This is a genomic window from Dickeya aquatica, from assembly GCF_900095885.1.
Lineage (GTDB): Bacteria > Pseudomonadota > Gammaproteobacteria > Enterobacterales > Enterobacteriaceae > Dickeya > Dickeya aquatica.
The window spans coordinates 3,162,395-3,187,302 of record NZ_LT615367.1; the positions used below are offsets into that span (position 1 = coordinate 3,162,395).

The 24,908-nt window shown below is 53.6% G+C and carries 39 protein-coding genes and 1 pseudogene; 37 read left to right on the top strand and 3 right to left on the bottom strand.

What is annotated here, in order from left to right; translation table 11 throughout:
• Positions 1-73: 73 nt before the first annotated feature.
• The gene (locus DAQ1742_RS14290; protein WP_035340545.1) at positions 74-538 is read right to left on the bottom strand and encodes an Lrp/AsnC family transcriptional regulator; all 465 of its coding nucleotides are present in this window, start codon (positions 536-538) and stop codon (positions 74-76) included.
• Between the two features lie 180 nt (positions 539-718).
• On the opposite strand from DAQ1742_RS14290, the gene DAQ1742_RS14295 reads away from it, so the two are divergent.
• Together DAQ1742_RS14295 and queC are read left to right on the top strand one after the other, a co-directional pair.
• Positions 719-1,768, top strand: a complete 1,050-nt coding sequence (locus tag DAQ1742_RS14295; protein ID WP_035340543.1) for a PLP-dependent cysteine synthase family protein — start codon at positions 719-721, stop codon at positions 1,766-1,768.
• Positions 1,769-1,884: 116 nt separating this feature from the next.
• Positions 1,885-2,580, top strand: coding sequence for a 7-cyano-7-deazaguanine synthase QueC (queC, locus tag DAQ1742_RS14300; RefSeq protein ID WP_035340541.1), 696 nt, complete (start codon positions 1,885-1,887; stop codon positions 2,578-2,580).
• 194 nt (positions 2,581-2,774) lie between these two features.
• Here queC and DAQ1742_RS20625 read toward each other — a convergent pair whose 3' ends face one another.
• Entirely contained in the window at positions 2,775-3,095 is a 321-nt protein-coding gene (locus tag DAQ1742_RS20625) for a ComEA family DNA-binding protein (RefSeq protein ID WP_067486638.1), read from the bottom strand.
• A 336-nt stretch (positions 3,096-3,431) separates the two neighbouring features.
• Complete coding sequence (locus DAQ1742_RS14310; protein WP_051124163.1) at positions 3,432-3,980, bottom strand: helix-turn-helix domain-containing protein; 549 nt, start codon at positions 3,978-3,980, stop codon at positions 3,432-3,434.
• Between the two features lie 146 nt (positions 3,981-4,126).
• On the opposite strand from DAQ1742_RS14310, the gene DAQ1742_RS14315 reads away from it, so the two are divergent.
• The 35 genes and pseudogenes from DAQ1742_RS14315 (at position 4,127) to DAQ1742_RS14485 (ending at position 24,908) form a co-directional block, all read left to right on the top strand.
• Positions 4,127-4,393, top strand: a complete 267-nt coding sequence (locus tag DAQ1742_RS14315; RefSeq protein ID WP_050570930.1) for a helix-turn-helix domain-containing protein — start codon at positions 4,127-4,129, stop codon at positions 4,391-4,393.
• Between the two features lie 9 nt (positions 4,394-4,402).
• Positions 4,403-4,738 carry a DNA-binding protein gene (locus tag DAQ1742_RS20630; protein WP_232046504.1) on the top strand — a complete coding sequence of 112 codons (336 nt, stop codon included), beginning with the start codon at positions 4,403-4,405 and terminating at the stop codon, positions 4,736-4,738.
• Positions 4,711-6,372, top strand: coding sequence for a transposase family protein (locus tag DAQ1742_RS14320; RefSeq protein ID WP_232046505.1), 1,662 nt, complete (start codon positions 4,711-4,713; stop codon positions 6,370-6,372). The genes DAQ1742_RS20630 and DAQ1742_RS14320 overlap by 28 nt, the downstream gene beginning before the upstream one ends.
• Positions 6,373-6,489: 117 nt before the next feature.
• On the top strand, positions 6,490-7,383 hold the full coding sequence (locus tag DAQ1742_RS14325; protein ID WP_067486496.1) for an AAA family ATPase: 894 nt from the start codon (positions 6,490-6,492) through the stop codon (positions 7,381-7,383).
• A gap of 14 nt (positions 7,384-7,397) precedes the next feature.
• Positions 7,398-7,766 carry a hypothetical protein gene (locus DAQ1742_RS14330; RefSeq protein ID WP_035345548.1) on the top strand — a complete coding sequence of 123 codons (369 nt, stop codon included), beginning with the start codon at positions 7,398-7,400 and terminating at the stop codon, positions 7,764-7,766.
• 29 nt (positions 7,767-7,795) lie between these two features.
• Positions 7,796-8,029 carry a hypothetical protein gene (locus DAQ1742_RS14335; RefSeq protein ID WP_035345551.1) on the top strand — a complete coding sequence of 78 codons (234 nt, stop codon included), beginning with the start codon at positions 7,796-7,798 and terminating at the stop codon, positions 8,027-8,029.
• 5 nt (positions 8,030-8,034) lie between these two features.
• Positions 8,035-8,232, top strand: a complete 198-nt coding sequence (locus DAQ1742_RS14340) for a hypothetical protein (protein WP_035345554.1) — start codon at positions 8,035-8,037, stop codon at positions 8,230-8,232.
• Complete coding sequence (locus DAQ1742_RS14345; RefSeq protein WP_035345557.1) at positions 8,222-8,854, top strand: DUF3164 family protein; 633 nt, start codon at positions 8,222-8,224, stop codon at positions 8,852-8,854. Before DAQ1742_RS14340 ends, DAQ1742_RS14345 begins: the two co-directional genes overlap by 11 nt.
• 1 nt (position 8,855) lies before the next feature.
• On the top strand, positions 8,856-9,047 hold the full coding sequence (locus tag DAQ1742_RS14350) for a hypothetical protein (protein ID WP_035345559.1): 192 nt from the start codon (positions 8,856-8,858) through the stop codon (positions 9,045-9,047).
• 79 nt (positions 9,048-9,126) lie between these two features.
• Positions 9,127-9,585 carry a hypothetical protein gene (locus DAQ1742_RS14355; RefSeq protein WP_035345561.1) on the top strand — a complete coding sequence of 153 codons (459 nt, stop codon included), beginning with the start codon at positions 9,127-9,129 and terminating at the stop codon, positions 9,583-9,585.
• Complete coding sequence (locus DAQ1742_RS14360; RefSeq protein ID WP_035345563.1) at positions 9,585-9,908, top strand: hypothetical protein; 324 nt, start codon at positions 9,585-9,587, stop codon at positions 9,906-9,908. Before DAQ1742_RS14355 ends, DAQ1742_RS14360 begins: the two co-directional genes overlap by 1 nt.
• Positions 9,908-10,123, top strand: a complete 216-nt coding sequence (locus tag DAQ1742_RS14365; RefSeq protein WP_035345565.1) for a hypothetical protein — start codon at positions 9,908-9,910, stop codon at positions 10,121-10,123. The genes DAQ1742_RS14360 and DAQ1742_RS14365 overlap by 1 nt, the downstream gene beginning before the upstream one ends.
• Entirely contained in the window at positions 10,120-10,587 is a 468-nt protein-coding gene (locus DAQ1742_RS14370) for a hypothetical protein (RefSeq protein ID WP_051124157.1), read from the top strand. Before DAQ1742_RS14365 ends, DAQ1742_RS14370 begins: the two co-directional genes overlap by 4 nt.
• Before the next feature lie 112 nt (positions 10,588-10,699).
• Complete coding sequence (locus DAQ1742_RS14375; RefSeq protein WP_035345566.1) at positions 10,700-11,059, top strand: hypothetical protein; 360 nt, start codon at positions 10,700-10,702, stop codon at positions 11,057-11,059.
• Positions 11,052-11,288, top strand: a complete 237-nt coding sequence (locus DAQ1742_RS20635; RefSeq protein WP_232046507.1) for a hypothetical protein — start codon at positions 11,052-11,054, stop codon at positions 11,286-11,288. Before DAQ1742_RS14375 ends, DAQ1742_RS20635 begins: the two co-directional genes overlap by 8 nt.
• A 245-nt stretch (positions 11,289-11,533) precedes the next feature.
• A complete protein-coding gene (locus DAQ1742_RS14385; RefSeq protein WP_035345568.1) occupies positions 11,534-11,962 on the top strand; it encodes a gp16 family protein in 429 nt (142 codons plus the stop codon).
• Between the two features lie 2 nt (positions 11,963-11,964).
• Positions 11,965-12,399 carry a Mor transcription activator family protein gene (locus DAQ1742_RS14390; RefSeq protein WP_067486502.1) on the top strand — a complete coding sequence of 145 codons (435 nt, stop codon included), beginning with the start codon at positions 11,965-11,967 and terminating at the stop codon, positions 12,397-12,399.
• A gap of 9 nt (positions 12,400-12,408) precedes the next feature.
• Positions 12,409-12,936, top strand: coding sequence for a hypothetical protein (locus tag DAQ1742_RS14395; RefSeq protein WP_051124158.1), 528 nt, complete (start codon positions 12,409-12,411; stop codon positions 12,934-12,936).
• 98 nt (positions 12,937-13,034) lie between these two features.
• Positions 13,035-13,664, top strand: coding sequence for a glycoside hydrolase family 19 protein (locus tag DAQ1742_RS14400; protein ID WP_067486448.1), 630 nt, complete (start codon positions 13,035-13,037; stop codon positions 13,662-13,664).
• Complete coding sequence (locus tag DAQ1742_RS14405; RefSeq protein ID WP_067486416.1) at positions 13,661-13,915, top strand: DUF2644 domain-containing protein; 255 nt, start codon at positions 13,661-13,663, stop codon at positions 13,913-13,915. Before DAQ1742_RS14400 ends, DAQ1742_RS14405 begins: the two co-directional genes overlap by 4 nt.
• Positions 13,912-14,541 (top strand): hypothetical protein, encoded by a 630-nt coding sequence (locus DAQ1742_RS14410; RefSeq protein WP_067486419.1) that lies wholly within the window; start codon positions 13,912-13,914, stop codon positions 14,539-14,541. Before DAQ1742_RS14405 ends, DAQ1742_RS14410 begins: the two co-directional genes overlap by 4 nt.
• Entirely contained in the window at positions 14,538-14,780 is a 243-nt protein-coding gene (locus DAQ1742_RS14415; RefSeq protein WP_024107989.1) for a hypothetical protein, read from the top strand. Before DAQ1742_RS14410 ends, DAQ1742_RS14415 begins: the two co-directional genes overlap by 4 nt.
• A complete protein-coding gene (locus DAQ1742_RS14420; protein WP_232046510.1) occupies positions 14,777-15,022 on the top strand; it encodes a hypothetical protein in 246 nt (81 codons plus the stop codon). The genes DAQ1742_RS14415 and DAQ1742_RS14420 overlap by 4 nt, the downstream gene beginning before the upstream one ends.
• Positions 15,023-15,065: 43 nt before the next feature.
• The gene (locus tag DAQ1742_RS14425; RefSeq protein ID WP_067486422.1) at positions 15,066-15,566 is read left to right on the top strand and encodes a DUF1804 family protein; all 501 of its coding nucleotides are present in this window, start codon (positions 15,066-15,068) and stop codon (positions 15,564-15,566) included.
• The gene (locus DAQ1742_RS14430) at positions 15,559-15,762 is read left to right on the top strand and encodes a hypothetical protein (protein WP_067486425.1); all 204 of its coding nucleotides are present in this window, start codon (positions 15,559-15,561) and stop codon (positions 15,760-15,762) included. The genes DAQ1742_RS14425 and DAQ1742_RS14430 overlap by 8 nt, the downstream gene beginning before the upstream one ends.
• Positions 15,763-16,187: 425 nt before the next feature.
• The gene (terL, locus tag DAQ1742_RS14440; RefSeq protein WP_083960936.1) at positions 16,188-17,885 is read left to right on the top strand and encodes a phage terminase large subunit; all 1,698 of its coding nucleotides are present in this window, start codon (positions 16,188-16,190) and stop codon (positions 17,883-17,885) included.
• Positions 17,886-19,462, top strand: a pseudogene (locus DAQ1742_RS14445) (DUF935 domain-containing protein).
• The gene (locus DAQ1742_RS14450) at positions 19,449-20,684 is read left to right on the top strand and encodes a phage head morphogenesis protein (RefSeq protein WP_180706161.1); all 1,236 of its coding nucleotides are present in this window, start codon (positions 19,449-19,451) and stop codon (positions 20,682-20,684) included. The pseudogene DAQ1742_RS14445 and the gene DAQ1742_RS14450 overlap by 14 nt, the downstream one beginning before the upstream one ends.
• A gap of 26 nt (positions 20,685-20,710) precedes the next feature.
• Entirely contained in the window at positions 20,711-20,881 is a 171-nt protein-coding gene (locus DAQ1742_RS14455; RefSeq protein ID WP_180706162.1) for a hypothetical protein, read from the top strand.
• A gap of 22 nt (positions 20,882-20,903) precedes the next feature.
• Positions 20,904-21,455 carry a phage virion morphogenesis protein gene (locus DAQ1742_RS14460; protein WP_067486436.1) on the top strand — a complete coding sequence of 184 codons (552 nt, stop codon included), beginning with the start codon at positions 20,904-20,906 and terminating at the stop codon, positions 21,453-21,455.
• 206 nt (positions 21,456-21,661) lie between these two features.
• Positions 21,662-22,801 carry a phage protease gene (locus DAQ1742_RS14465; RefSeq protein WP_035345445.1) on the top strand — a complete coding sequence of 380 codons (1,140 nt, stop codon included), beginning with the start codon at positions 21,662-21,664 and terminating at the stop codon, positions 22,799-22,801.
• Positions 22,794-23,189, top strand: coding sequence for a hypothetical protein (locus tag DAQ1742_RS14470; RefSeq protein WP_035345447.1), 396 nt, complete (start codon positions 22,794-22,796; stop codon positions 23,187-23,189). Before DAQ1742_RS14465 ends, DAQ1742_RS14470 begins: the two co-directional genes overlap by 8 nt.
• Positions 23,190-23,206: 17 nt before the next feature.
• On the top strand, positions 23,207-24,115 hold the full coding sequence (locus DAQ1742_RS14475; protein WP_035345450.1) for a Mu-like prophage major head subunit gpT family protein: 909 nt from the start codon (positions 23,207-23,209) through the stop codon (positions 24,113-24,115).
• A complete protein-coding gene (locus DAQ1742_RS14480; protein ID WP_035345452.1) occupies positions 24,115-24,480 on the top strand; it encodes an HI1506-related protein in 366 nt (121 codons plus the stop codon). The genes DAQ1742_RS14475 and DAQ1742_RS14480 overlap by 1 nt, the downstream gene beginning before the upstream one ends.
• Positions 24,480-24,908, top strand: a complete 429-nt coding sequence (locus DAQ1742_RS14485; protein ID WP_035345455.1) for a gp436 family protein — start codon at positions 24,480-24,482, stop codon at positions 24,906-24,908. The genes DAQ1742_RS14480 and DAQ1742_RS14485 overlap by 1 nt, the downstream gene beginning before the upstream one ends.

The following is a 24,908-nucleotide window of genomic DNA, read 5'->3' on the forward strand; positions in this document are numbered from 1 at the left end:
TGCCTGCCTGCGCGGTTAACTTCGCATCGATAACCGCGCGATACGCGATGATAGCCGCCCGTCATCCGGCTCATCAGGATGACGTCAGCGGCAAGGCGGTTGTCTGTTTGATACACTCCATCGCAAAGCTGGATGTCACATCAACCAGACCGGGAATACCATTGACCAGGCGCTTATAAAAAGCATCGTAGCTTTTCATGTCTGCCACCTGTACCTGCATCAGGTAATCATATTCACCGGCCATACGGTAGAACGCCAGCACCTCCGGCATCTCTGACACGAAACGGGAAAAGGTTTGATACCAGGCGCTATTATGTTGCTGCGTTTTCAGCAGCACAAATGCTGTCAGCCCAAGCCCCAGCTTCTCGTTATCCAACAGTGCAACCCGGCACTTAATGTATCCCTCATCTTCCAGGCGCTTTAAGCGCTTCCAGCAAGGTGTGGAAGTCAGGTTGACTGCATCGGCCAATACCTGCAATGACAGGGTACAATCCTGCTGTAACAACGCCAGCAGCTTGATATCGATTTTATCCAACATAAGGGTTAACAAGAGAAAAAATTTCTCTTATTACCTCGCCAGGCAGATAAAAAAGCAATCTTTTTTTCTCACAAAACCGATAGGCTAGAGGAGTGTCGTCGCCCGTTATACGTTCCATATCCGGCGACGATGACCCCACTATCATCAGAAAACGAATTTGTAACTAATCAGGACACCATCATGACCAGCCTCTGGGTACGCAACGCCGTTAGCGCGATAGAAGCCGACTTTCAACGCTCGGCAGACACCCACCTGATCCGCCTGACATTGCCGAACTACACCGGCATCTATTTTTACCTCAAGGATGAAAGTACTCATCCGAGCGGTAGCCTGAAACACCGTCTGGCTCGCTCACTGTTTCTGTATGGATTAAGCAATGGCTGGATCAATGAAGGAACAACAGTGATAGAAGCTTCATCAGGCAGTACGGCGGTATCAGAAGCCTATTTTGCACGTTTGCTGGGGTTACCCTTTATCGCGGTCATGCCGTCATGTACTGCACGCAAAAAAATCGAGCAAATTACCTTTTATGGTGGCCATTGCCATTTTGTTGAGCAATCCCGTGAGATTTATGCCAAATCGGAAGAGCTTGCCAAAGAGTTGCATGGTCACTACATGGATCAGTTCACCTACGCCGAACGCGCTACTGACTGGCGAGGGAATAACAACATTGCTGACAGTATCTATCGGCAGATGGAACGAGAGCCCCATCCGGTGCCTGATTATCTGGTGATGAGTGCGGGTACCGGCGGCACCTCTGCCACGCTGGGGCGCTACATCCGCTATAAGGGCCTGAATACCCAATTGATCGTCGTAGACCCGGAAAATTCGGTATTTTATGACTGCTATCGTCAGCAAAGCAGAACGCTGACAGGTCAGTGCGGTAGCCGTATTGAGGGAATTGGTCGGCCTCGCGCTGAACCGTCATTTATTCCCAGCGTGATTGACGACATGATGAAAGTCCCTGATGCTGCAAGCATCGCAACGATCTACTGGCTGGAGCAGGTACTGGGAAGAAAAGTTGGGCCATCTACCGGTACCAATGTGTGGGGCATGCTGCAACTGGCAGACAAAATGGTGGCCCAAGGCCGCACTGGAGCCATTGTCACGCTGTTATGCGACAGCGGTGAACGTTACCTTGATACGTATTACAACAACGAGTGGGTAAGTACCCACATTGGCGATATTCAGCCCTATCTCGAGCAACTGAATGCAGGCAGCAGACGCTAACGGCCAGCACGAGCTTACGCTGAACTGTGCGGGGATTTCAGTTACCATAAAGGCTATCTCCCCGCCCACACGGACACTGGTCGTCTGGCGGTTTTCATGTATGAGGATAAACAAGCATGACAAGCGCAGTTGTCGTTTTTAGCGGAGGTCAGGACTCCACCACCTGCCTGATTCAGGCATTGCAACAATATGATGACGTGCATTGCGTCACGTTTGACTATGGCCAGCGCCACCGTGCTGAAATTGATGTTGCCGCCAGTCTGGCACAACAGCTCGGGGCTAAAGCCCATAAAATATTGAATGTCAGTTTGCTCAACGAATTGGCTGTCAGCAGCCTGACGCGTGACAATATCCCGGTTCCTGAATTTGATGCTGAGGCCAAAGGGTTGCCCAGTACATTCGTTCCCGGGCGCAATATTCTGTTTCTGACCCTGGCCTCAATTTATGCCTATCAGGTCGGTGCAGACACCGTTATCACTGGTGTCTGTGAAACAGATTTTTCGGGTTATCCCGACTGCCGTGACGAATTCGTGAAAGCCCTGAATCAGGCCATTGTGTTAGGCCTTGCCAGAGAAGTGCGTTTTGTCACGCCGCTGATGTGGCTCAACAAGGCAGAAACCTGGGCGCTGGCCGACTATTATCAACAATTGGAGACGGTAAAACACCATACGCTGACCTGCTATAACGGTATTCAGGGTGCAGGGTGTGGCGAATGTGCAGCGTGCCACCTGAGAGCAAAAGGATTAGCCGAGTACCAACATGCACCGGCAGAGATAATGGCTTCCCTCAAACGGAAAACCGGGCTGAAATAAATTGCCGAATAGCCAGATAAACGGCAGTTTATCTGGCTCGCCGAATGGCACCATTCACGGTGGTCATTCGCCGGTTCGCCCCTATATCTCACGCGCTTTAGCCGTGGTGCGCCACATGGCCCTGAAGCCTGCCGGAGCAGTACCGCTTTTATCATCGGCACTCACTCCGGCACACACCGCACAAGTATGAATAATTACAGTCGTAAACGGGACTGGTTGCGTTCAATCAACGCACGACCAATACCAGGGACTTCTTGTAACTGTTCTATTTGGGTAAAAGGCCCGTTCTGCTCTCGATAAGACACGATCGCCTGAGCCTTTTTTAGCCCCACCCCATTGAGCACGGCCGCCAGTTGTTCTGCCGTTGCACTGTTGATACTTACTTCTTCGTCATCTACAGCGGGCTTTTCCGCTTTCTCTAATTGAGAAAGGTCAGCACCAGCAGCAGGCACCGGAACTGATTTTGCTGATGACTCTGTCCCCGGTGCCGCCTGTAGCTGTGGGGGAGTGATCATTTATGCATAGATTACTAGGAGAGTCTGGAATAGCGGGACGCCTTGAATGGCGCGGCTCTGCGGGAAATCGTGGGCTTTTGCATAGCCCGGAGAAAAATGGAAAAAACTGGTTATTTCTGCATTAAATTTTGCACAGCTTTGATCGTCGAGTGATCCGTTTTAAGCGGCTTTTAATCTGGCTTTACAACACACGCACACTTTCTTTTCCTGCCACCTCAAAAGAACCTCTGCATTGTTTTATTGCTTAATGTTTCTTTTCTTAAAATGATATGTTTATCAATACATTGCCAGCATGGAGGCAGTTGGCTTTCTCTTTAACAAAGAAACCTCGCGCTTTCAGCCAGCCTGCCTTTTATTAGTTGTCAGGCTTCTTTGTGCTGCGTCCGAATCGCCCTGAGATGCCCCCTCTTTGATTTGCTCATATACCCGTAAGACCTGCGCCCTCTCATTCTCTGAAAGCCGCAGGAAGTCGGTTACTGCTGCCATGCCGTTTAATGCGCTCACGATGCCTGATACGCCGTATTCAAAGATGGCGCTAACCAAAATCTTGCGTTGTTCATCTGTCATCATCCCTAGGACTAATGACAACTCAGTGTCGCTATATTTTGCGAACCACTCGTTAAATGTTGCGTCCACTTCCCCGGTAATCAGCCATGTCATTGGTGAATTGCAGGCGTCCGCAATTGGCTGGATTTTGTCAATTCCTGGGTAGCTCCTTCCCTTTAGATAGCTGCGGATGGCGGACTCTGAGATGTTGCACTTGGTTGCAAGAGCAACATTGGACATGCCGTTCATTGCTATTTCGAGTCGTTCATAAAAACGGTTTATTCCTGGCATGGGAATAAACCGTTCGTGGTTTATTCCCTGTTTATCGGTTTTTTTCATGTAACCCTCTGAAAATAAATGACTTATCTTTTATCGCAAAATAACGCGAATAAACCGCTTGAAATCGGTTTATTGTGCGATTAAATTGTGTTTATCCGATAACCACATCTGATTATCGAATTAGGTAAACCAGAGAGGATCACACAATGCAGTTACTGAAACAAGACATCACCCACCTGTTTGTGGATGTCGGCCGTGACTGGTCAAGCAAGGCGATTATTGCCGCTCTCGATCGCAAAGGGGTCAACCTGCACGATATCGAGAAAGAACTATGCCTGAGAGAGAACACCATTCGTAACGTGTTCTATCGCAAGTGCGGTCGCTACGAGGAGGCGATTGCGCAAAAAATCGGTATATCTCCGGCGGTCATCTGGCCAAGTCGTTACCCATCGAATGACCGCACGGCTGCTTAAGGGGGCGGGATGTCTATTTGGTTAACAGCGAAGGAATGTGTTGATCTCCCCGGACTGCCTCGGATGGAGCACAACATTCGCAGCAGACTTGATAAGCGCGCGGGTAGTAATGCTGAATTACGCCGCCGCCGCGAGGGCAGCAAAGCCTTTGAGTATCACGTTGATTGTCTGCCTGATATCGCTCGCGACACGGTATTGCAGCGCCACTACAACACCCTGCTGCAACAGCAGCCGGTCAACGCCCCGCAAAGGCTGTCACTGCATCAACCACCGCGTCAACCAGTCAGATGCTTGAGCTGGTACGCCAGTGCCCTGCCATGCTTGAGCAGAAAACCGCTGCGCTGACACAGAAACAGCGCGACATCGCCGACGCCAGAATGGTGCTGGTTGTCGAAGTGCTGCGCCTGCAAGACACCGGCCTATCACGCATTAAAGCCATTCAGTTTATCTGTGACCGGTCACGCGCTGTCGCCCTGCCAGAGCGCTTGCAGCGCTATGTCGCAACCGCCAATGCCCGCAAGGGGCAGCGTGTCGGCGTCAGCGTTCGTGCCTTAAATCAATGGGTTGTTGATTACCTGCGCGCCAAAGACGCATCCGAACGTCTGGTCTTACTGGCTCCCGGTCATCTTAAGGCCAAGAAGCCGGAGCAATTAGCCTGGCTACCGATGTTTATGGCGCACTACCGCAACCCGAACGGCCCTTCTGTTGCCGAAGCCTATCAGGATTTTTGCGCCGACTGGCACCAGCAGTATGCCGATCAGCCTGCGATGCGTGATGCCTGCCCGTCCGTTTACGCTGTTCATCGTGCTCTGAACAAAATGCCGAAAATCGTTCGCCAGCGCGGCCGGGTTACCGGGTCTGCCATGACCGCATTGCAGACATACGTCAAGCGTGACTGGTCTGTGATGCCGGTTAACGGCGTATGGATTGGGGATGGTCACAGCATGAAGATGAAAGTACAGCATCCTGATCACGGCAGACCTTTTACGCCGGAATTAACCCTGGTAATCGATGGTCGAACTCGGTATGTGGTCGGCTGGAGTCTGGCATTGGCTGAAAATACGCTTGCCGTTGCCGACGCACTGCGCCACGGCATAGAGCGAAACGGTGTTCCTTTGCTGTACTACTCAGATAACGGTGCTGGTGAAACAGGCAAGCTGCTTGATGCGGACATCACCGGCATCCTGCCGCGTCTCGGTATCGAACACCCTACCGGTATTCCGGGTAACCCGCAGGCGCGCGGCATCATTGAACGTCTGAACCGGGAAATACCGGCACGTATCGCTCGTAAATTTGCGACATACAACGGCAGAACAGCGGACAAAGAAACCGTGCGCATTACAAGTCGCGCGATTGACTCGGCTGTTAATGCGATTAATCAGAACAGGGCGTTGAACCCGGTGCAGAAATCAGCAATTGCAAAATTGCCGACATGGAATCAATTGCTGGATGAAATTGAAGCGGAAATCAACGCCTACAACACCCGACACCGGCACAGTGAATTACCGCGCCGTGCTGACGGCGAGCATTACACCCCTGCTGAATATCGCGCAGAACTGCTGGCGTCGTCAGAGATTGACCGGTTGTCCGAGGCTGAACTGCGCGAAATGTTCCGGCCACAAGTCAAGCGCACGGCACAGCGTGGCTGGTTGTCCATTTTCAACAATCAGTATTTTGCAGAAGAGCTGATTCATGCTGATGGAAAAGAAGTTTTAGTCGCGTTCGATATCCATGACGCGTCAAGCGTCACCGTTCGCCGCCTGGATGGCTCATTTGTCTGCGCTGCAATCGTCAACGGCAACACACGCGCAGCGTTTCCGGTTGATTACATCGAGAAGGTTCGCCGCGACCGCCACGCCCGCCGTATGGCGCTGGTTAACCAGAAAGCAGAAGAAATCGACGCTGAGCTTAACCCTGTCCGCACTATCGAGCACACGCCAGATTTTGGCGCGTTGTTGCGGGGGATGTGGCTCAACTAAATGATGACCGGGAACCGCTGTTTTTATTCGAATCTGAGCGTGACGAGTATTTGCGCCGCAAAAACAACGCGGTTTGACTGCCATCAAACCGCTATTGATTGCTAACAGGAGTACATCATGACTATGAGAACGCAACTATCTGAATTAATAGAACGCAAGGGACTGACACAGTCTCAAGTGGCGCGCGCAATCGGTAAGAGCGTTGCCGTTATTAATCAGTACTTGCAGGGTAAATATAACGGCGATGTAGATGGCGTCAACAAAATCGTCTCTGAGTTCATTGAACGCGTCCGTGAAAAAGATAAGTTGCAGCGTATTGAGGCGAGTTTTGTATCTACTTCCACCTCAAAAAAAGCGCTCGAAATCATCCGTCTGGCGCATGTTGATGCTGAAATCAATGTGATTTATGGCGAGGCGGGGCTGGGTAAAACGATGGCGCTGAAACACTACGCTGCCGCTAACTCGACTGCGCTGCTTATTGAGGCTGACCCGAGTTACACCGCCCGTGTATTGCTGGAGGAAATCTGTTCGCGCCTCAATCTGTCCACGCGCGGCAATATGCATGAATTGTTTGAACTCTGCGTTAACAAACTGCGCGACTCCGGCTATCTGCTGATGATTGATGAAGGCGAGTTATTGCCTCATCGGGCGCTTGAAGTGCTACGACGCATCCATGACAAGTCAGGGATTGGCATTGTTCTGGCTGGTATGCCGAGACTTATCCTGAACCTGAAAGGTAAGCGTGGCGAATTCGTGCAGTTATATAGCCGCGTTGGCTTTGCGCTGAATCTCGGTAATGCCCTGCCACAAGACGACACCGATGCAATCTCTGAAAGCCTAATTCCTGACGCATGGACGCCGGAAATGGGTGCCGTTCTCTACAAAGAAAGTCGGGGGAATGCCCGGAGACTGTTCAAGTTGCTGCGCGGTGTAGTCCGTACCAGTCACATCAACGACAGACCCGTCAGTGTTTCTACCGTCCGTCAGTTCGCTGAAATGCTGATTAATTAATGAGAATTATCATCATGGATATTAAAGATATGGCGCTTAAAAAAGAAAGTCTCGCCTTGCGTCGCATCACCAGAAATGTGATGGCTAATGGAAGAATGCGTGACAACGTTTATCTGATGGATACGGAGGGTGGTAAAGGGTTTTGTATCACTATTGATGTTTATTCAATGGTCTGCGACGCGCTGCGTCTGCCGTGGCATGACCTTTGCGGTGATTCATTGCGATTCAGCATTCAGGGTGCGGCCACACCAGCGGCGTTCCGTCAGGCTTACCGGCTGATGCGCATTTATCTTAAAGGTGAGCCGGTATTTCTTCCGGGTGGCTACCGTTGTCTGTTGGATGATTTGGGTCTGATAAAGAGAAATGCCACGCTTTCTGTGTGAAATGCTGATTAATTAACGAGGTATTTGCTATGTGCAATTTGCCAATTAATAACCCCGAATTAATGAAACCCATCAATCGACTGCTGCGTGCCGGAATTAATGTCGTGGATTATCACGCTACATTCCGCCGCCCGATTATTGAAGTTGATCGTCCGTTTGCAGCATGGGAACCGACGGCAGTCGAAATCACTGAAACAAAAAACGGTGTACAGCGCATCGTGAAGATGACCGTTTGGCGCGGCGCGCACATTATCTGGAGATAAAACGAATGGCTAAAGTAGTAATTAGCATCACCCCAAAGGCGCGGGGCATTGATGTGCAATGCAAGGTCGAACTTGAAAAGGACGATAGCAGTATGGCCCGGGTCATCGCCGTTGCCGTAGGTGCCGGTCTTGCTGGGCACGTTAACGAGAAAGTCCGTAACGCAATTGAAAAAGTCAAAAAGGAGAAAAAGCATGCCCACTAAACAATTCACAGAGAAAGCAGCAGCGCCTGGCTACTGGGTTGATGCAAAGGGCGTACTGACGCCGGAGCATCTGATTAAACCAATCGACGTGGCCCGCGATGAACTGGTCGCGGAACTGGTTGGCCGTGCGCTGGCAGTGAACGCCGCGCTGGCTGAATTTAAGGTGGCCGGGTTTGCCGATATCGCCGCGTTCGTGGCCCTTTCAGGGGGTGAGTACGGCGTCAACCTTGGTGGTAAGAAAGGCAACGTCACGCTCTATAGCTACGACGGGCGCTACAAAATACAGCGCGCAATGCAAGACCGCATTGCTTTTGACGAGCGTTTACAAGCTGCCAAAGCGTTGATTGATGAATGTCTGTCAGACTGGGTTGAGGGCGCACGGCCGGAGATTCACGCGATTATCAACCGCGCTTTTCAGACTGAAAAGGAAGGTGAGGTTAATACCGGCGCGGTGCTGGCCCTGCGTCGTTTAGAGATTTCGGATGAACGCTGGCAGCGGGCTATGGACGCCATTGGCGAGGCTGTTCAAGTCGTCGGTAGTCGTTCTTATATCCGCGTCTATGAACGAATCGGCGACTCTGACCAGTACCGGCCAATACCGCTTGATATTGCCGGGGTGTGATATGTGCGCTGATGAGTTCAATAAAAAATATGCCGTCGGGCATTCCTTTATGTATTGCCCCAACCCGATATTGCGCGGCGGGAAGATAGTAAAAACGGCAGATGTCGCCCGTGATTTTGAGTGCGGGTCAATTGTTGAAATTAATCTGGAGCCATATTTCGTCAAAATCGATACGTTGAAATCACCGCAGTAATTTAAACCGAAATTAAACATCTTTAAAAATGGCGTAAACCCGCCGGGGCTGGCTTACGCCTAAATCTGAGGAAATGAGAATGTCAGATATTAAGGTTAAATGCACACGATGCAGAAATCAGCATATGAAATCGGAGCGCAAATTAACGCCTGGCTATATCTGCGGAATTGCCGCGTCCCACTCGGTATGCCCGCGCTGTAGCTGTAAAAGCTACTTAGATATGACGCCACAATTCGCATGGTGCTGGGCAAGCGGCTTAATTGAAATCGGTGATGAATTACCGGCAGATAGACTGGATGGCTCCGGTGCTATTCAAATCGCTACTGGGCCTAAGTATGCATTACACGGTTTTCTCGACGTTGTTGCTCGTCATGGCAAAGGTGACAGCGCTGGAAAACTTCTGGTTCCCGGAGTGCCGGAAGCGTCGGACGGTGATGCTGCAATCGATGCGTTGCAAGCGTGGTTAGCGTGGTGTGAATCAAAAGGCGGCGCAAAGCTAGGCGGCATTCAAATGGTATTAGGCGGGAGGGTCGAATAATGTCTATCTCTCATCTTGATATCTCTGTCCGCTATAGCAGCGGTACATATATCGCCCGTAATAGCGGCAAAACCGCATCATGCACATACAGCCCGGATGTTGCAGTGAAAAACCTGGGCGCAAAGATTTTCAGCACAAAACAGCGGCTGATTATCACCGCATTACACCCGGTGTCGTACACAAAACCCGGCGTGTATCGCATCAGCCCCGACCCGTCTCAGATGTGCCGCCAGTGCCGCTGTAACTGGTATGAGGCGTGTCAGCCCAGTTGCCACTGGGTCGAAGACGACCTGTGCAGCGCCTGTGCCGGGAGGGACAGCTAATGCCAATCGTCAACAATTGCCAATACTGGGACAACGGTGCATACCGCGTCTATTCGCTGAGTGACGGCTCCCGCGTCAATGAGCGCCCGGTATTACCGGGTAAATCACGTTGGGAATATTTCGATGCGCGCGGCTCCCGCATCTACAAGTCCGCTGTTCAGCGTGAAATGAAACGCGCCGTCGAGAAACATAAAAAACTCTGGAGGGTGTCATGATGAAAAATAACCTTGCTCGCGTGCGCGCCAACCTGTTCCTCCTCGATGACTTTATTTGTCATAACCCTGAATTGGGTGATCGGTGGCTGGGTTTGCTGGCTGATTGTCGCGATGAAATCACGGTGCTGCGTGCGCAGAGCGACAATGTCGATCAGCGGGCGCGCTGTGTTGTTGATACTCATTCGGTCGAATGCCGCCTGACGCGCTTTGAGTCATTCGGCAATACGGCTGGCATCGGCCTGACGCTCAGGCATAACAACGGCAGCACGATGCTTGAGCAGCATATCACACTGTCAAATGTTGGTGATGGCAGGTGGCAACCTACTATCGTGCTTGAGGATTTTCCAGGCGCAGAAACACCGGCTGGGGCGCTATATCAGTTGTCGGATTGGCTGTTGCGTTTGGGTCTGGCATCGCAAATTGACCTAGTGGTGGAATCGCGGCTGGAGGCGCTGACAGAGTGAGAGATTTATTTATTGATGCGTTTTTGCTGGGCATGACCGTCGGGTTCGTCGCCGGTCTGCTGGTCGCAGAGTGGATGTATCGCCATGACATTCAAATACTAATGAGGCTCCAATGATTATTCCACGCACGATAAAAATTGTGGCATTTGGCCCGGCGGCCCGTACCGACCTAGGTCAATGCATTTACGCCGGGCTGATCAGCGCTGGCCGCAAGGCTGCAAAGAAAGTCTGCATTTATCTGATTGTCGGCGCTGTAGCTATCCCCGCTGTCTCATGGCTGGCATTTAAGACTGGCCTGACGGGCGATGACACAGACGGTGTGGGTCGTTCTGGTTTGTCGCTGTATACCGATGCAGGAACGGGCTGCCAGTACATCAGTGCCGGAGGTTCTGGCATCACACCGCGTATGGATAAGGACGGCTACCAAATTTGTGATGACCGCCCGGTGCGGATGGCGGTGCGACATGACTAACCTCAACCAAAAACAGCAGGCAGCGGCGCGCAAGCGCCGCCAGCCAGTGAATAGCTCAATCACAAAGGAACAGTGGGCGAAGATTAAAACGGAGTTACAGAGCTATTTTTGCCACATTGAATTTAAATATAGCGACACGGTAATTTCCGTCTTACGTGTGCGTGACGGCGAAAGCCGCACTGTTCTGTCCGTCTATTTTGACGGGGAACAGCGCTTTTCGGGGGGATGAAAAAACCGAGGCTTACAACCCAATTACCCGTCTGTTCTGGTGTGAAAAGAAAAGACGTCTTTTCTCGGTGAGGCGTGTGGCACAACTCGAAAGGGCAATCGGAGAACGCAGAGCTAAGGAGTGCATTCCCGGTTTACATGATTCAGTTAGCTATTGGCTGCCGTTCTTCTCCAGCTCGACCAGCCTTATTCGTCAGTTCAAAAAAGCCGAGGGGTTGACGTGGGTTAATAACGCTGGGGGTGTTGATGATGCGAGCTAAACCACAGGCGAATCGGGCGTTGATCGGCGCAGTAAAAGCGGGTCAGGCATACTTAAAATGGGATGATGAAACGTACCGCGCTGTACTGGCGCGGTTAACCGGGAAATCATCCGCTACGCAATGCAGTATGCAGGAACTCGAAGCCGTTAAAGCGTACATGCACACACACGGCTACCCGCGCCGCGCAAGGAATCATGGCCGCAAGCCTGGTGTGCCTGCCAGTAAAAGGGCCATCCTTAGCAAAGTTGAGGCGCTGCTAACAGACGCGGGTCGACCATGGGCTTATGCGGAGACTATGGCGCAGCACATGTTTAATGTACGATATGTTGACTGGCTGGATATACAGCAATTAACGAAACTCATGCAAGCGTTGATCATCGACGCCAAACGCCGTAAACCCAAGAACGGGGAATAATCATGGAACTGGAGCGCGTAGCCGGGCTGCTGCCCGATGTTGTCCTGCAAATTGCAGACTTGATTGGATTCCCGGCTACCGCCCGGTTGATTGAGCGATTCGGCGGAACAACCTTCCCGATTGGCAAAGGCATCCACGCGCTGGGTGCCGCCCGCGCCGAACTTCTGCGCGAAACTATCGGCGCTGAAAACGCGACGCTGTTGTCGAAGACCTTCGGCGGCGATATTGTTTATCTGCCGCGCTGCGCTGCCGCACTGCGTGAGCTGCGTAATCAGCGTTTTATGCACGATTTAAACCAGATGACCGAGGCGGGTATATCGATAACGATGGCGATGTCCCGGCTTTGCCCTGGATATGGATTTTCAGACCGTCTGGCGTGGGAACTGGTGCGCGAAAGCAAGAACCCGGTAACACATCAGCAGCAAAGTCTTTTTTGAGGAAATTATATGAAATTTAAAACAATAGCTTTGGTGATTGCATTATCTGCTACGTCATTCGGAGTAGCAGCGGTGGATGGGTATAAAGGCGTGAAGTTTGGGTCTGACGTAAAGACTGTTATTGCAGCAAAGTGGTGTAACCTGAAGAAATACGAAGAGAAAAAAATCAACGGAGTTGAAACTTACTACTGCCACGACTTCAAATTCTCAGGCTCGGATTCATTGGCTATGGTGCTATTTATTAATGGAAAATTCGAGCGTTTAGCAATCACACTGAACGATGGCATCAACCCTGTCGTTGCTGCCCTCGAAAAGAAGTATGGTCAGCCATCATCGTCATCAACGCCAGATGAAGCAAAGGCAGCGCTGGCAAATGGAGGAACTATCTATATCAGATATGATAATGACACTATTTTTGTTGCTGGGCATCGAGATGCGTCGACGGGTAAAGATTTCAGTCAATTAATTTATACATCTCCGAACTTTGATCAGGCGATGGCAGCACAGCAGGCAAAAAACCTGGGAAATGATCTGTAGCCCATAAACCACTGAACCCCATCCAGTTATAAAAATCCTTCATCAATCAGACACTGACACCACTTTTTACACACAACAAAGCTGGTGTCATGTCTTTAATCACAGTAGAGCAGTTCCAGCGCGCCGCCGGTGTTAAGGCCGAGATTGCCGGGAAATGGCATCAGCACATCGTCGCCGCGCTACAGCACTTCGATATCACTACCCCGCGCCGCATTGCCGCATTCATCGCTCAGACGGGCCACGAATCCGGTGGTTTCACTCGCATTGTCGAGTCGTTCAACTATTCCATTGCCGGTCTTGCCATTTTTTCTCAGCTAACCGCCGGACAGCGTGAAGCGCTGGGCCGCCATGCCGATGAGCGCAGCCTGCCCGCAGAGCGTCAGCGAGCCATCGCTAATCTTGCCTACGGCAACCGCATGGGTAACAAAGCCCCGGATGACGGCTGGAAATTCCGCGGCCGTGGCCTTATCCAACTCACCGGCCTTGATAATTATCTGGCCTGTGGCCGCGCCCTCGGCATTGACCTGATCACCTCCCCGGAACTGCTGGAATCCCCGCAATACGCTGCGCTGTCTGCGGGTTGGTTCTGGTCTGAAAACAAGCTGAATTCGCTGGCTGATATCGGCGACATCGTGAAAATCACCCGCCGTATTAATGCAGGTATGGCCGGGCTGGCTGAGCGTCAGGCGCTGTATAAACAGGCGCTCCGCGCACTGGGGGCCGCATGAAACTCAGCGACCTTGTCACTAATCCGAAATCCGGCCGTCTTTCCACGTCCGACACCATCGTTTTCATCGCGTTCCTGGCGACGACCGGTGTGCTGCTGTTCTGCACGTACACAGGCAATCTCACCGAGTGGCTGTTTATGGCGTATCTCGCCGCCTGGGTAACGCAGTCGCAAGCCTCTAAATATCACGCCATCAAACGTGACCAGACCCAGACCACGCAAACCGGAACAGACAAAGGAGGCCAACAGTGAATACCGCCATTCTCCAGTTCTTGCGCGTTGCCTGGCTACCGCTGGTGTTTATCGTCGCTGCCGCCGGTGTTGCCTACAACGTCGGGGAGACGTCAGGACGCAACGCGGGCGTAGCATCGCAGCGCGATGAAAACCAGCAACTGACCCTAAAAAACGAGCAACTGGCGGCACAAGTGCTGGCCGCCGAACAGGAAAAACGTCAGGCCGCAGAGCTTCAGGTCGCTGCACTGCAACAGGCGCAGGCAGACGCGACGGCGCAGCGCGTCCGTGCGGATGAACTGGCAGTTGAGCTGCTGGACGTGAAAACGGAACTGACGAAAACGACGCAAAAACTGAAAGAGGGGATCGACCGTGCAGTTAAAAATGATTCTAACGCTTTTACCGGCATTGGCCCTGACAGCCTGCGGCTCTACCGCGCCAGTCTTGGCTACGCCGACGACACAGTCGGTATGTCCGACGCCCCCGGCCGAGCTGCTGTACATCCCACCGATGCCGCCCGCCCCGGACGCGGACTCTCCCCCGCAGGGCTTTTGAACCACGCGGCCGACTATGGGGCATGGTGCCTGACCTTGCGCGGGCAACTGGAAAAACTAAACGCCTATTACAAAGGGGGCAAGGACAAATGACCCCGGAATGGGTTTTGGGTGTAGCGATGACGCTGATATCAGCACTATTTGGGCTGGTCGTTCGCGGACTGAGCGATGCGCTGAAATCGCTCCGGGCTGATGTTGAACGCATCAAAACGGACTATCAGCGCCGTGACGACGCCCGGCGCGATCACGAGTCTGTAATGGATACGTTGCGCGATTTGAAGAGCACTATCGATCGGATTGATAACAAACTGGACAGGAAGGCAGATAAATGAAGGCACGACAAAAGCGCCGCGTGCGTCGCGTAGCAACAGTAACGGCTGCTGATTCGGCGGCTCTGAGCAATATCTCGAAACGGCTGGATGCGTTGCAAATCCCGGCCCCGGCTATTGACGGGCTGGCAGATATCTCTGCGCAACTGACCCGGATTGAGCATCGCATGGACACTATCGAATCCGCTGCTGTTCGGCGCGGTGCAATTGCCGGTGTGTGGCGGGTGGTGTTGCAGGTGGCCTGATTACAACGGCAATTTTGCTAATCAAAGCGAGACTGGGACTCTGATGGCGCACCCGCAGGAAGTCAAAGACAAGCTGCGCCGGGCTTATATTTTCGGCCAGATGTCGCTTGAAATCGCAGCGGCACAGTCTGGCGTCGCGTTCGGCACAGCACGGCGCTGGAAAAAAGACGCGCAAGACGCTGGCGACGACTGGGACAAGCTGCGGGCGGCACATGTCATGGCGGGCGGTGGTCTGGAGGATATCGGCCGTGCGGTATTAACCGGGCTGGTAACGCAGTACCAGACCACGCTGGAAATGCTTAACGGCGCGGCAGATATCCCGCCGCAGGCTCGTGTTGAGCTGCTGGCAAGCCTTGCTGATGCGTTTAACAAAGCGACGTCGGCAAGTAAAAAGATTCTGCCTGAAACAAGCGAGCTGTCTGTTGCGCTTGAGGTTATCCAGTTGCTGTCGACCTTTATCCGGGAAAAACATTCAAAACACCTGGAGGCGTTCGTCAGCATTCTTAATGGGTTCGGTGAAGAAATAGGGAAACGTTATGGCTGACAAAATCATTAGCATCAACCAGCAAAATTCTGTCATGGCCAGCAGCATCACCCGTATCGAAGTGGGTGCTTATGATGATGTGTTTGTTTGGGCTGACGGCGAGAAACTTGTGCTAGATCGTGGCTACAACGAGCGGCCCTATGCTGCGAAACAACGCATCACTGACGAGATTAACGCGGCGTTAAGCGGGGATTAAATGATGATTAAAGAAAATAGATCTTCTGTGAATTTGTCTACTGCTGATGAGCAAAAGGACGGCAGTTGTACGGTTTGGTCTGATGAGATGAAAGTAGTTCTTCATCATCTGGTTGATCAGGGGATGCCGAGGGTCTGATTGATACCCTCGGTAATAGTCAAAATGCATTAGAGACGAACACCTAATGCTTTGGCTAGACGATGAATCAGACTAGGTGTGTTTTCGTAGTCTGTTACGCCAACAACGGTGCCGCAAGATGAACACTGAATGAACATCATCTTAAACGGGCGTTGCGAATTTCTTTCTCAACCATTTCAAACTGGTGCTCCTCGCATTTAGGGCATCGAGATACGGCCATTAAGACTCCTTAAAATTTATCGGTGGCTTCGGAAAGATATCAAATAAACCTCATTTTATGTAGGTGAATGGTGGCACGTAAATCCAATAAGCTCACAGCCAAAGATTTTGCCAAAGAGCTGGAAGAACTGGCGGCAACGCTGCGCCGGACGATTGAAGCCGAATGCGTCGGCTTTGATCCGTCTGCGGCAGCAATAGCAGAACGGCGCGCCCGCGTTCTCGACCCCGTTGGCGGCTACGTCTATTTTGTTGAGCACTATTTTCCGCACTACGTTCGACATGCAGACAAGAGCGAACTGCATAAGTACCTGTTCGCTCGTCTGCCGGAGATTGTCGCCAGCACAACCAGCGAGAATGACGCCATCGCTGCGCCGCGTGGCGAGGCGAAATCAACGCTGGTCAGTCAACTATTTAACATCTGGTGCATTGTCTGTGCGATCAAGCATTACCTGGTTATCGTCATGGACTCGATTGACCAGGCGTATCCGATGCTTGAGGCCATAAAAGCCGAGCTGGCTTACAACCCACGGATTGCGATGGATTTCCCCGAAGTGGCGGGCGGCGGGCGCGTCTGGCAGGCCGGAACCATTGTCACGCGCAACGATATCAAAGTGCAGGTCGCGGGCAGCGGTAAAAAACTGCGTGGCCTGCGCCACGGCCCGTACCGCCCCGATTTGGTGGTACTGGATGATATCGAGAACGACGAACAGGTGCGCAGCCCTGAGCAGCGCGACAAGCTGGATAACTGGCTTAAAAAGACCATCCTGCCGCTTGGCGGGGCGGGCGCGAAGTTCGATGTCATCTACATCGGCACCATCCTGCACTACGATTCCGTACTGTCCCGGACGCTGAAAAATCCACTGTGGAAGACGGCGCGATTCAAGGCGATCATCCAGTGGCCGGTCAATATGTCGTTGTGGGATGAATGGGAAGAAATCCTGCGCAATAACGACGATAAGGGCCAGTGGCTGGCGAACGCGTTCTATCAGCAGCATAAGGCCGAAATGGACGAAGGCGCGGTGGTGTCATGGTCGGCCCGGCCTATTCTGGCCCTGATGCTGATCCGCGCCCGCGACGGCCACTCAACATTTGATTCTGAGTACCAGAACGACCCGGTGAGCGGAGAGGATGCACCCTTTGCCAACTGCATTACGTTCTGGGTCAATCGTCTTAATGAGTGGGTCTTCCTCGGCGCATGTGACCCGAGCCTTGGGCGTGCTGGTGGTAAGCGTGACCCGTCCGCCCTGCTTGTGGGTGGGTTTAACCGCCATACCGGCATCCTGGATGTCGTCGAAGCGGCAATCCGTAAGCGCGTTCCCGACAAAATTATCTCGGACATCATCGAATTGCAGCGCATCTACCGCTGTTTGTGCTGGTCTGTTGAAGCTGTGCAGTTCCAGGAATTCTTACGCACGGAACTTGTAAAGCGCAGTGCGGCTACAGGTATCCCGGTTCCCGCGCGTGGCGTGACGCCCAGCAGCGACAAAATTCTGCGCATCGAGTCCTTGCAGCCGCACATAGCGAATGGGCTGATACGCCTGCACCCCAGCCAGTCAACGTTGATTGACCAGTTACGGCACTTCCCGGTGGCTGACCACGACGATGGCCCGGACGCCCTGCACATGCTCTGGGCGCTGGCCGTGTCCGGGTTCGCTGCATTTTCGTTTACTCCCGTCCCTCGCAATAACCCGGATTTTGATGACCGGGACACCGGTTTTCACCGCGCTGGTGCTGCTGGGCATGGTTTTGGTTCAGGAGGTTGGTAAGTGGCAATAGTTGATCAATTCGGTCGCCCGTTTAACAAAGAAGTGCTGGACGGCCCGCAGACCACGAGAACGGCACAGATACAGCGGCACTGGCCGGAGCATCCATCGCGTGGGCTGGATATTCGCCGCCTGCCGCGCATCCTTGAAGCGGCCGAGCGTGGTGATATCGCCGCCAGGCTGACCTGTTCGAAGACATGATCGAGAAAGACGGACATATCTTCAGCGAGATGGCAAAGCGCAAAAACGCGCTGTTGGGTCTGGACTGGAGTATTGAGCCGCCGGTGAATGCCAGCGAGGCAGAAAAGAGCCAGGCGGCGATGGTGACGGAGTGGATGCTCGGCATCCCGGACATTCATGATTTGATCTTAAATGCGGCGGACGCCATCGGCCACGGATTCTCCGCGCAGGAGATAGAAAAGTGGGATAACGAAGGCGATGTGTGGTTGCCCATTAAGACCGTGCTGCGCCCACACCGCTGGTTTTGCACTAATCCCGAAATTGACGATACCGTGCGGCTGGCTGACGGCACAATGAACGGCGCGGAACTGTGGCCGTTCGGATGGCTTGTCCATGCGCATAACGCCAAGTCTGGCTATATCGCGCAGGCGGGCCTGTATCGGGTTTTGGTCTGGCCGTACCTGTTTAAAAACTTCTCGCTACGCGATTTTGCCGAGTTCCTGGAGATTTACGGACTGCCGCCCAGAATCGGCACGTACATGGCAAGTGCGACTGAGGAGGAGAAAAACAGGCTGCTGCACGCTCTTGTGACTCTCGGTCACGATGCGGCCGGTATCATCCCCGAAGGGACAAACATCAGGTTCGAATCGGCGGCGGACGGGCAGGCAGCGACGTTTATGTCGATGATCGAATGGTGCGAACGCACCGCCTCGAAAGTGATACTGGGCGGTACACTGACAAGCCAGGCTGACGGCAAAACATCAACCAATGCACTCGGCAACGTTCATAACGAAGTGCGGCACGATATCCTGGTGGCCGATGCCCGGCAGTTAGAGGGCTTCTTTAGCAATGTTATATCGATGTTGTTGTCAATTAATGGCTATGCAGTCTCTCGTCGACGTCAGCCCCGCTTTGTGTTTGATACCCGCGACATTGCAGATATCAGCACGTTCTCTGCGGGCATTAAAACGCTGGTCGATGCCGGGTTGAAAAGCATTCCTGTGTCGTGGGTGCATCAGAAAATGGGTATCCCCGTCCCGAAAGATGACGAGCCGGTACTAACGCCTGCCCCAGCAGTGACACCAGCCGCTGCGCTATCGTCTCGCCCGTCGCCGTACCGGTCATTCGCCGCACTTAGCACAACTGCCGTGGATGATATCAGCGACCCGGCACAGATAGCGCTCGATAACGCCCGCTCTACGCCGGAAGCGATTACCGCCGCGATGCATGCGCTGATAGCGCCGCTGGTTGCAGCGTTGCAAAACGGGCAAACCCCGGATGACGCGCTCGACATTATCGCGGCGAGCTATCCAGCGCTTGATGATGCACAGTTGCAACAACTGTTAGCTCAGGCGCTGTTTGTGGCGGACGTGTGGGGACACCTGAATGCCGACAAATAGCGTCGATCTGGCGTATGCCATCGGCCTGAAACCCGAAGAGGCGATCCGTTATTTCGAATCCAAGGGCTACACCATCGGTTTCAACTGGCACGATGTCGAAGCGCGCACTCACGCTACTGCGTTCACTGTCGCAGGTATCCTGAAACAAGATGTGCTGGAAGACATCCGGGGCGGGTTAAATCATGCGCTGGCAAATGGGGAAACGCTGGAGCAGTTCCGGCGTCGCTTAACGCCCGTTCTCGAGCAAAGGGGCTGGTTTGGGCGTGGACTTAAGGCTGATGAAGACGGCGTGCTGGAAGGCAAGAAGCTGACGCCGCGACGCCTCAAGACCATTTTTGAAACCAATATGCAAGCCGCCTATAACGCCGGGCGCTATGAAGAGCAGATGGCAAACGTCGCGTTTCGGCCTTATTTTCAGCGCTTCGCTGTCATTGATACGCATACGCGCCCAAAACATGCGGCGCTTAATGGCTACACGGCGCGGGCCGATGACCCTGTCTGGCGGTTTATGTATCCACCGGACGGCTATCATTGCCGTTGCCGCATTCGCGCCCTGTCTCAGTCGGATGTTGATACACGCAACATCACTATTCAGCACAGTGAGATTATTGAAGTCGAGCAAGCATGGGGGCCGAACGATTCCAGAAAAGTCCCGGCCATTCGCTGGAATGGTGAGCTATACACCGCCGATGCGGGTTTCGGCCACAACCCCGGACAAGGTTATCTTGCGGCACTCGGACAGCGCTTGCTTGAGCGTTCAGCGACTGCTGAGCCGCGTCTGGCCGCGCTTGCGGTACAAGAGACACTGAGCAATAAACCGCTGTTAACGGCGGTTTCAAACGACGTTAGCGAGTTCGTGAGTAACACACTGCTTAACAAACAGTCTCGCGGCCAGTTGCGGCATGTCGGCGCGCTGCCGTCAGCCGTCATCGACAGGCTGGCAGAGAAAGGCGCGGCGGTTGAGTCAGCAGTTATTACGCTGACAGACGAGAACCTGTTGCACGCGGTTCGTGATAGCAAAGAGGCGCAGTTGCCTGCCGAGCTTTGGCGGCGTTTGCCGGAGTTTATGCAGTCACCGAAGGCGATCTTGTATAACACGCAGAAGACCGATGCGGCGTTGACCTATGTGCTGGAGCTGCCAGATGCCGCAGGAAAACTGGTGGTGTTTATTGATCGCGAACTCAAAGCCCGCCCGCCAGGCGGCGAAAGAAAGAGCGGATAAAAACGAATCTGATACGAACAGGCAAAATGCTGGCGAATGATGAATCACTGAAGAATAAAGGGGTTAACGAGTTGCTGTGGGAAGTCTGGATTAGCGGCGGGATGAATAGCGCCGGACTCGAACCGGATCATGCTCTGACGGTCATGGCCGTAGCAGCAACCGTTACCCATTGGAAACAACTACTCACTCGCCGCTGATTAATTATACATCAGGATAATCATGAGCAACAGTTACGAGATCAAATACAACATTACCGATTTTGAAAAAGGTCTTGGCGAGCTGATACAGCGCCTGGAACACCGCGAGCCGTTGATGCGTGAGCTGGCGGCGGCGATGCACGATGCTGTCGAAGAGAATTTCGCATCGCAGGGTCGGCCTGCATGGGCGGGATGGAGTCCGCGTTATGCCCAACAGCGCCAGGGCGGGAAAATTTTGCAGAAATCCGGCCGTTTGGCTACAAGCATCAACGAATATTCAGACAATGACACCGCGACTGTCGGCACAAACGTTGCCTATGCCCGCATCCACCAGGAAGGCGGCACAATCAACATCCCCGCCCGCAGTCAGCAGGCCTACTACAGGCAGCACAAGGATGGCAGTATCGGCAACCGGTTCGTCAAAAAATCACGGTCTAACTTTGCGCAGTGGAACACCATCGGTGAATACAAAATTAAGATGCCGGCGCGGCCGTTCCTGCACCTCACCGAGCCAGATGTGGACGGGATGGAAACGACGGCGCAAACCTATTTGCAACGTGTCATTGATGCATAGCGCTGAATGCGTCTGTATGCGGTTATCGCGTTGAATCCACACCATCACAGTATCGCGAGTGCTACAGCGGCGTAAAATCGTTTTTAAACGGGTTTTAAAAACGGTTGCATCCGTTATCATGACCGCATTAACGACCCCACCCCGCATTATCACCCACTGAACCCCATCACATTATTTCTGTTTTCAGGCTGACTTACCTTCTCAGCATGAAAAAGAAACCGCTCATTGCCGCCCTGGCGGTAGAAATCAATAAAGCCTCGTTGGGCACTATTCAGTTGTTCCCCGCTGGCGAGTTCCGCGCCCGTGATGGTCGCCCAGCTGAATGCGATTGCTGGCTAATGAACGCCGAGATTGCCCAGGTGTTGATCGCAGCGGCGGCGGCATCAAAAACGCCGTTTGTGCTGGACTATGAGCATCAAACTCTGAATGCAGCAAAAAACGGTCAGCCCGCCCCGGCTGCTGCGTGGTTCCATGCGCTCGAGTGGCGTGATGGTGAGGGATTGTTTGCTGTCGACGTGCAGTGGACGAAAACCGCAGCAGCGATGATTGATGCTGATGAATACCGCTATATATCCCCTGTTTTCTCCTATGACAAGTCAGGTCGTGTGCGGCAACTGCTGCACGCAGCGCTGACTAACACGCCGGCCCTTGATGACATGGAGGCTGTCATTTTGGCCGCCACCTCGTTGTTGATGGCTGCAACAACCACAAACGAGGACACTATGGACGAACTATTGGAGCGTCTGCGCTGGATGCTGAATTTGCCAATCACAGCAACGGCAGAAGACATTACCGCCGAGTTAAACAAACTCATTGATCAACTGGCCGCCGCGCCAGCCGGAACGGCAGCGGCATCGTTTCAGACGCTGTCTGCCACCCCGTTCAACCTGATTGAAAGACTCACGGCAGATGCCGCAAACGTTGCTGCACTGACCGCGCAGGTTGCCAGTCCCGACCCGGCCAAATGGGTGCCGGTTTCGGTGATGCAGCAATCTGTTGCCGAAGCGCTCGCAACCGCAAACAACAACGTCGCTGTCCTGGCGCAGCAGCAATGCACTGAGCTGATTGCCGCAGCATTGTCCGATGGTCGGTTGCTGCCCGCACAAAAATCCTGGGCGGAATCTCTGGCGGCGTCGTCCCCGGACAGTCTGAAAGACTTCCTGTCAAAAGCACCCAAAATCGCTGCGCTGACGTCTACCCAGACCGGTGGCCTGCCGCCCACTGGCGCACCGAAGAAAGCCCCTACGGCGCAGGACGACGATGTTATCGACCCGGCTATCTGTTCGTTAATGGGTGTTGATCCCGCAGATGTTGTCCAGTTTATCAAGGAGAACCGCAATGAGTGATCGCAACACACCGCACCGCGACGGCGAGCTGTTCGCCGTTCCCGTCGCGGCCAGCACTGAGATTTACGGCGGCCACATCATCGCCGCCAATGCTGCCGGTTATGCCGTTCCGGCCACAGCTAACGCAGCACAGGTCACGCTGGGCGTCAGTGACGGCTGGGTTGATAACAGTACCGGTGCGAATGGGGATGCTGACGCTATCGTGCGCCGTGGCCGCGCCTGGCTGTTTGCCAATTCCTCCGCCGATGCCGTTACCCAGGCGTCAGTCGGGCAAAACTGCTACGTCGTGGACAGCCAGACCGTCGCAAAGACCAGCAACGGCAGTGCTCGACCAGTTGCCGGTAAGGTTCAGGCTATCGCTGATGATGGCGTGTGGGTTCTGATCTGATTTAAAGGAGAAATACTGTGTTAGTGAATGCAGGCAATGTTCGTCAGATTTTTATCAATCTGAAAACCACGTTTCAGAAGGCGTTTAAGCAGGCGTCGTCTGACTGGCAAAAGGTCGCAATGCTTGTGCCATCGACAGGGAAGGAGAACGATTACTCCTGGCTATCCCGCTTCCCAAAAATGCGGGAGTGGATCGGCGACAAGGCGATCAAGTCGCTGGAAGCCTTTAACTACACCATCCGTAACAAGGACTGGGAAGCCACTGTCGAAGTTGACCGCAACGACATCGAAGACGATCAGCTTCTTGGCTACGGTATGCAGGCGCAAGCAGCCGGTCAATCCGCCGCTGAACTGCCTGCGGATATCGTCTTTGCGTTGTTGAGTGATGGATTTACGAATCTGTGCTACGACTCCCAGCCGTTCTTTGATGTTGACCACCCCGTTGCAGGTCGTTCGGTATCCAATAAAAGCACCAAAGCGTTGTCGGCCGCATCGCTGGCGGCTGCGCGGGCCAGTTATGGTGCAGCCCGCACTGCATTGCGTGCAATGAAGGACGATCAGGGGGCATCCCTGCGCATTACCCCCGGCCTGCTGGTTGTTCCCCCTGCGCTGGAAGATGTGGCGAATTATCTGATGACGGCCGACCGCTTCCCGGATAACACGCCCAACACGTACAAAGGAACGGCTGAAGTGCTGGTGGTGCCGGAGCTGAAAACCGATACCGAGTGGTTCCTACTTGATAACGCGCAGTTGATGAAACCGTTGATCTACCAGGAGCGTAAAAAGCCGGAATTTGTTGAGCAGACGGATTACAGCAACGACAACGTCTTCTCTCGCAAGAAATTCCGGTTTGGGGCAGAAGCCCGCGCCAACGGCGGCTACGGCTTCTGGCAAATGGCCTATGGCTCAACGGGAGTAGACGCATAATGCCAATCCAAATTACCGCCCGCGTTGAAGGCTTTCGGCGTTGCGGCATCGCACACAGCGCGAAAACCCGGACTTATCACGATGACGAGTTCACTGCCGAAGAACTGGCGACGCTGGAGGCCGAGCCGCAGTTGATCGTCGTGCGTATCAGTGACGAACGGGAAACCGCCAATGATAGTGCGGCGCTGTCCGCCGCCCAGGTTCGCATTGCTGAACTGGAGGTCGCTGTGCAGGAACGAGACGCCCAGCTGACAGCCGCGCAGGACGCCGTTGCGGCGCTGACGACAGAGCGTGATGCGCTCAAGGCTCAGTTAGCCGCAGCGGCAACGGCAACGGCAACCGATGATGGCAAGGCGAAGAAATAATGTACGCGACCCGCGATGACATGGTGCTGGCATTCGGTGAGCGTGAGTGTGTCTCGCTCACCGACCGGGCTTTCGCCGGTGAAATTGACGATGAGGTACTGACTGGCGCGCTGACCCGCGCCAGTGCTGAAATCGACAGCTATCTCGCCGGGCGCTACCCGGTGCCGTGGACTGACACGCCGCGAATTCTGGTCGGTCGCTGCTGCGATGTTGCCCGGTATTTGCTGTGTGGTTCGGGCCAGATGACAGATGAAATCCGCGCGCGTTACGAGGACGCCATTCGTTACCTTGAGCGCGTTGCAGATGGGCGCATCACGCTCGGTCGTCTGCCGTCAGGTGATGTGGTTCAGCCATCGGGAACCAGCACGACATTCACGTCGGCCGGGCGTCGGTTTGGGCGGGACTCTACTCAGGGAGGTGCATTTTGA

What these genes read in the sequence shown, in the direction of transcription:
- DAQ1742_RS14415 (WP_024107989.1), top strand. Translation starts at nt 14,538, where the DNA reads ATGACCCCGGAATGGGTTTTGGGTGTAGCGATGACGCTGATATCAGCA.
- DAQ1742_RS14485 (WP_035345455.1), top strand. Translation starts at nt 24,480, where the DNA reads ATGTACGCGACCCGCGATGACATGGTGCTGGCATTCGGTGAGCGTGAG.
- DAQ1742_RS14430 (WP_067486425.1), top strand. Translation starts at nt 15,559, where the DNA reads ATGGCTGACAAAATCATTAGCATCAACCAGCAAAATTCTGTCATGGCC.
- DAQ1742_RS14460 (WP_067486436.1), top strand. Translation starts at nt 20,904, where the DNA reads ATGAGCAACAGTTACGAGATCAAATACAACATTACCGATTTTGAAAAA.
- DAQ1742_RS14350 (WP_035345559.1), top strand. Translation starts at nt 8,856, where the DNA reads ATGTGCGCTGATGAGTTCAATAAAAAATATGCCGTCGGGCATTCCTTT.
- DAQ1742_RS14425 (WP_067486422.1), top strand. Translation starts at nt 15,066, where the DNA reads ATGGCGCACCCGCAGGAAGTCAAAGACAAGCTGCGCCGGGCTTATATT.
- DAQ1742_RS14405 (WP_067486416.1), top strand. Translation starts at nt 13,661, where the DNA reads ATGAAACTCAGCGACCTTGTCACTAATCCGAAATCCGGCCGTCTTTCC.
- DAQ1742_RS14365 (WP_035345565.1), top strand. Translation starts at nt 9,908, where the DNA reads ATGCCAATCGTCAACAATTGCCAATACTGGGACAACGGTGCATACCGC.
- DAQ1742_RS14455 (WP_180706162.1), top strand. Translation starts at nt 20,711, where the DNA reads ATGCTGGCGAATGATGAATCACTGAAGAATAAAGGGGTTAACGAGTTG.
- DAQ1742_RS14395 (WP_051124158.1), top strand. Translation starts at nt 12,409, where the DNA reads ATGAAATTTAAAACAATAGCTTTGGTGATTGCATTATCTGCTACGTCA.
- DAQ1742_RS14360 (WP_035345563.1), top strand. Translation starts at nt 9,585, where the DNA reads ATGTCTATCTCTCATCTTGATATCTCTGTCCGCTATAGCAGCGGTACA.
- DAQ1742_RS14295 (WP_035340543.1), top strand. Translation starts at nt 719, where the DNA reads ATGACCAGCCTCTGGGTACGCAACGCCGTTAGCGCGATAGAAGCCGAC.
- DAQ1742_RS14325 (WP_067486496.1), top strand. Translation starts at nt 6,490, where the DNA reads ATGACTATGAGAACGCAACTATCTGAATTAATAGAACGCAAGGGACTG.
- DAQ1742_RS14335 (WP_035345551.1), top strand. Translation starts at nt 7,796, where the DNA reads ATGTGCAATTTGCCAATTAATAACCCCGAATTAATGAAACCCATCAAT.
- DAQ1742_RS20630 (WP_232046504.1), top strand. Translation starts at nt 4,403, where the DNA reads ATGTCTATTTGGTTAACAGCGAAGGAATGTGTTGATCTCCCCGGACTG.
- DAQ1742_RS14375 (WP_035345566.1), top strand. Translation starts at nt 10,700, where the DNA reads ATGATTATTCCACGCACGATAAAAATTGTGGCATTTGGCCCGGCGGCC.
- DAQ1742_RS14390 (WP_067486502.1), top strand. Translation starts at nt 11,965, where the DNA reads ATGGAACTGGAGCGCGTAGCCGGGCTGCTGCCCGATGTTGTCCTGCAA.
- DAQ1742_RS14420 (WP_232046510.1), top strand. Translation starts at nt 14,777, where the DNA reads ATGAAGGCACGACAAAAGCGCCGCGTGCGTCGCGTAGCAACAGTAACG.
- DAQ1742_RS14310 (WP_051124163.1), bottom strand. Translation starts at nt 3,980, where the DNA reads ATGAAAAAAACCGATAAACAGGGAATAAACCACGAACGGTTTATTCCC.
- DAQ1742_RS14315 (WP_050570930.1), top strand. Translation starts at nt 4,127, where the DNA reads ATGCAGTTACTGAAACAAGACATCACCCACCTGTTTGTGGATGTCGGC.
- queC (WP_035340541.1), top strand. Translation starts at nt 1,885, where the DNA reads ATGACAAGCGCAGTTGTCGTTTTTAGCGGAGGTCAGGACTCCACCACC.
- DAQ1742_RS14465 (WP_035345445.1), top strand. Translation starts at nt 21,662, where the DNA reads ATGAAAAAGAAACCGCTCATTGCCGCCCTGGCGGTAGAAATCAATAAA.
- DAQ1742_RS14340 (WP_035345554.1), top strand. Translation starts at nt 8,035, where the DNA reads ATGGCTAAAGTAGTAATTAGCATCACCCCAAAGGCGCGGGGCATTGAT.
- DAQ1742_RS14290 (WP_035340545.1), bottom strand. Translation starts at nt 538, where the DNA reads ATGTTGGATAAAATCGATATCAAGCTGCTGGCGTTGTTACAGCAGGAT.
- DAQ1742_RS20625 (WP_067486638.1), bottom strand. Translation starts at nt 3,095, where the DNA reads ATGATCACTCCCCCACAGCTACAGGCGGCACCGGGGACAGAGTCATCA.
- terL (WP_083960936.1), top strand. Translation starts at nt 16,188, where the DNA reads ATGGTGGCACGTAAATCCAATAAGCTCACAGCCAAAGATTTTGCCAAA.
- DAQ1742_RS14480 (WP_035345452.1), top strand. Translation starts at nt 24,115, where the DNA reads ATGCCAATCCAAATTACCGCCCGCGTTGAAGGCTTTCGGCGTTGCGGC.
- DAQ1742_RS20635 (WP_232046507.1), top strand. Translation starts at nt 11,052, where the DNA reads ATGACTAACCTCAACCAAAAACAGCAGGCAGCGGCGCGCAAGCGCCGC.
- DAQ1742_RS14355 (WP_035345561.1), top strand. Translation starts at nt 9,127, where the DNA reads ATGTCAGATATTAAGGTTAAATGCACACGATGCAGAAATCAGCATATG.
- DAQ1742_RS14385 (WP_035345568.1), top strand. Translation starts at nt 11,534, where the DNA reads ATGATGCGAGCTAAACCACAGGCGAATCGGGCGTTGATCGGCGCAGTA.
- DAQ1742_RS14370 (WP_051124157.1), top strand. Translation starts at nt 10,120, where the DNA reads ATGATGAAAAATAACCTTGCTCGCGTGCGCGCCAACCTGTTCCTCCTC.
- DAQ1742_RS14330 (WP_035345548.1), top strand. Translation starts at nt 7,398, where the DNA reads ATGGATATTAAAGATATGGCGCTTAAAAAAGAAAGTCTCGCCTTGCGT.
- DAQ1742_RS14320 (WP_232046505.1), top strand. Translation starts at nt 4,711, where the DNA reads ATGCTTGAGCAGAAAACCGCTGCGCTGACACAGAAACAGCGCGACATC.
- DAQ1742_RS14470 (WP_035345447.1), top strand. Translation starts at nt 22,794, where the DNA reads ATGAGTGATCGCAACACACCGCACCGCGACGGCGAGCTGTTCGCCGTT.
- DAQ1742_RS14450 (WP_180706161.1), top strand. Translation starts at nt 19,449, where the DNA reads ATGCCGACAAATAGCGTCGATCTGGCGTATGCCATCGGCCTGAAACCC.
- DAQ1742_RS14345 (WP_035345557.1), top strand. Translation starts at nt 8,222, where the DNA reads ATGCCCACTAAACAATTCACAGAGAAAGCAGCAGCGCCTGGCTACTGG.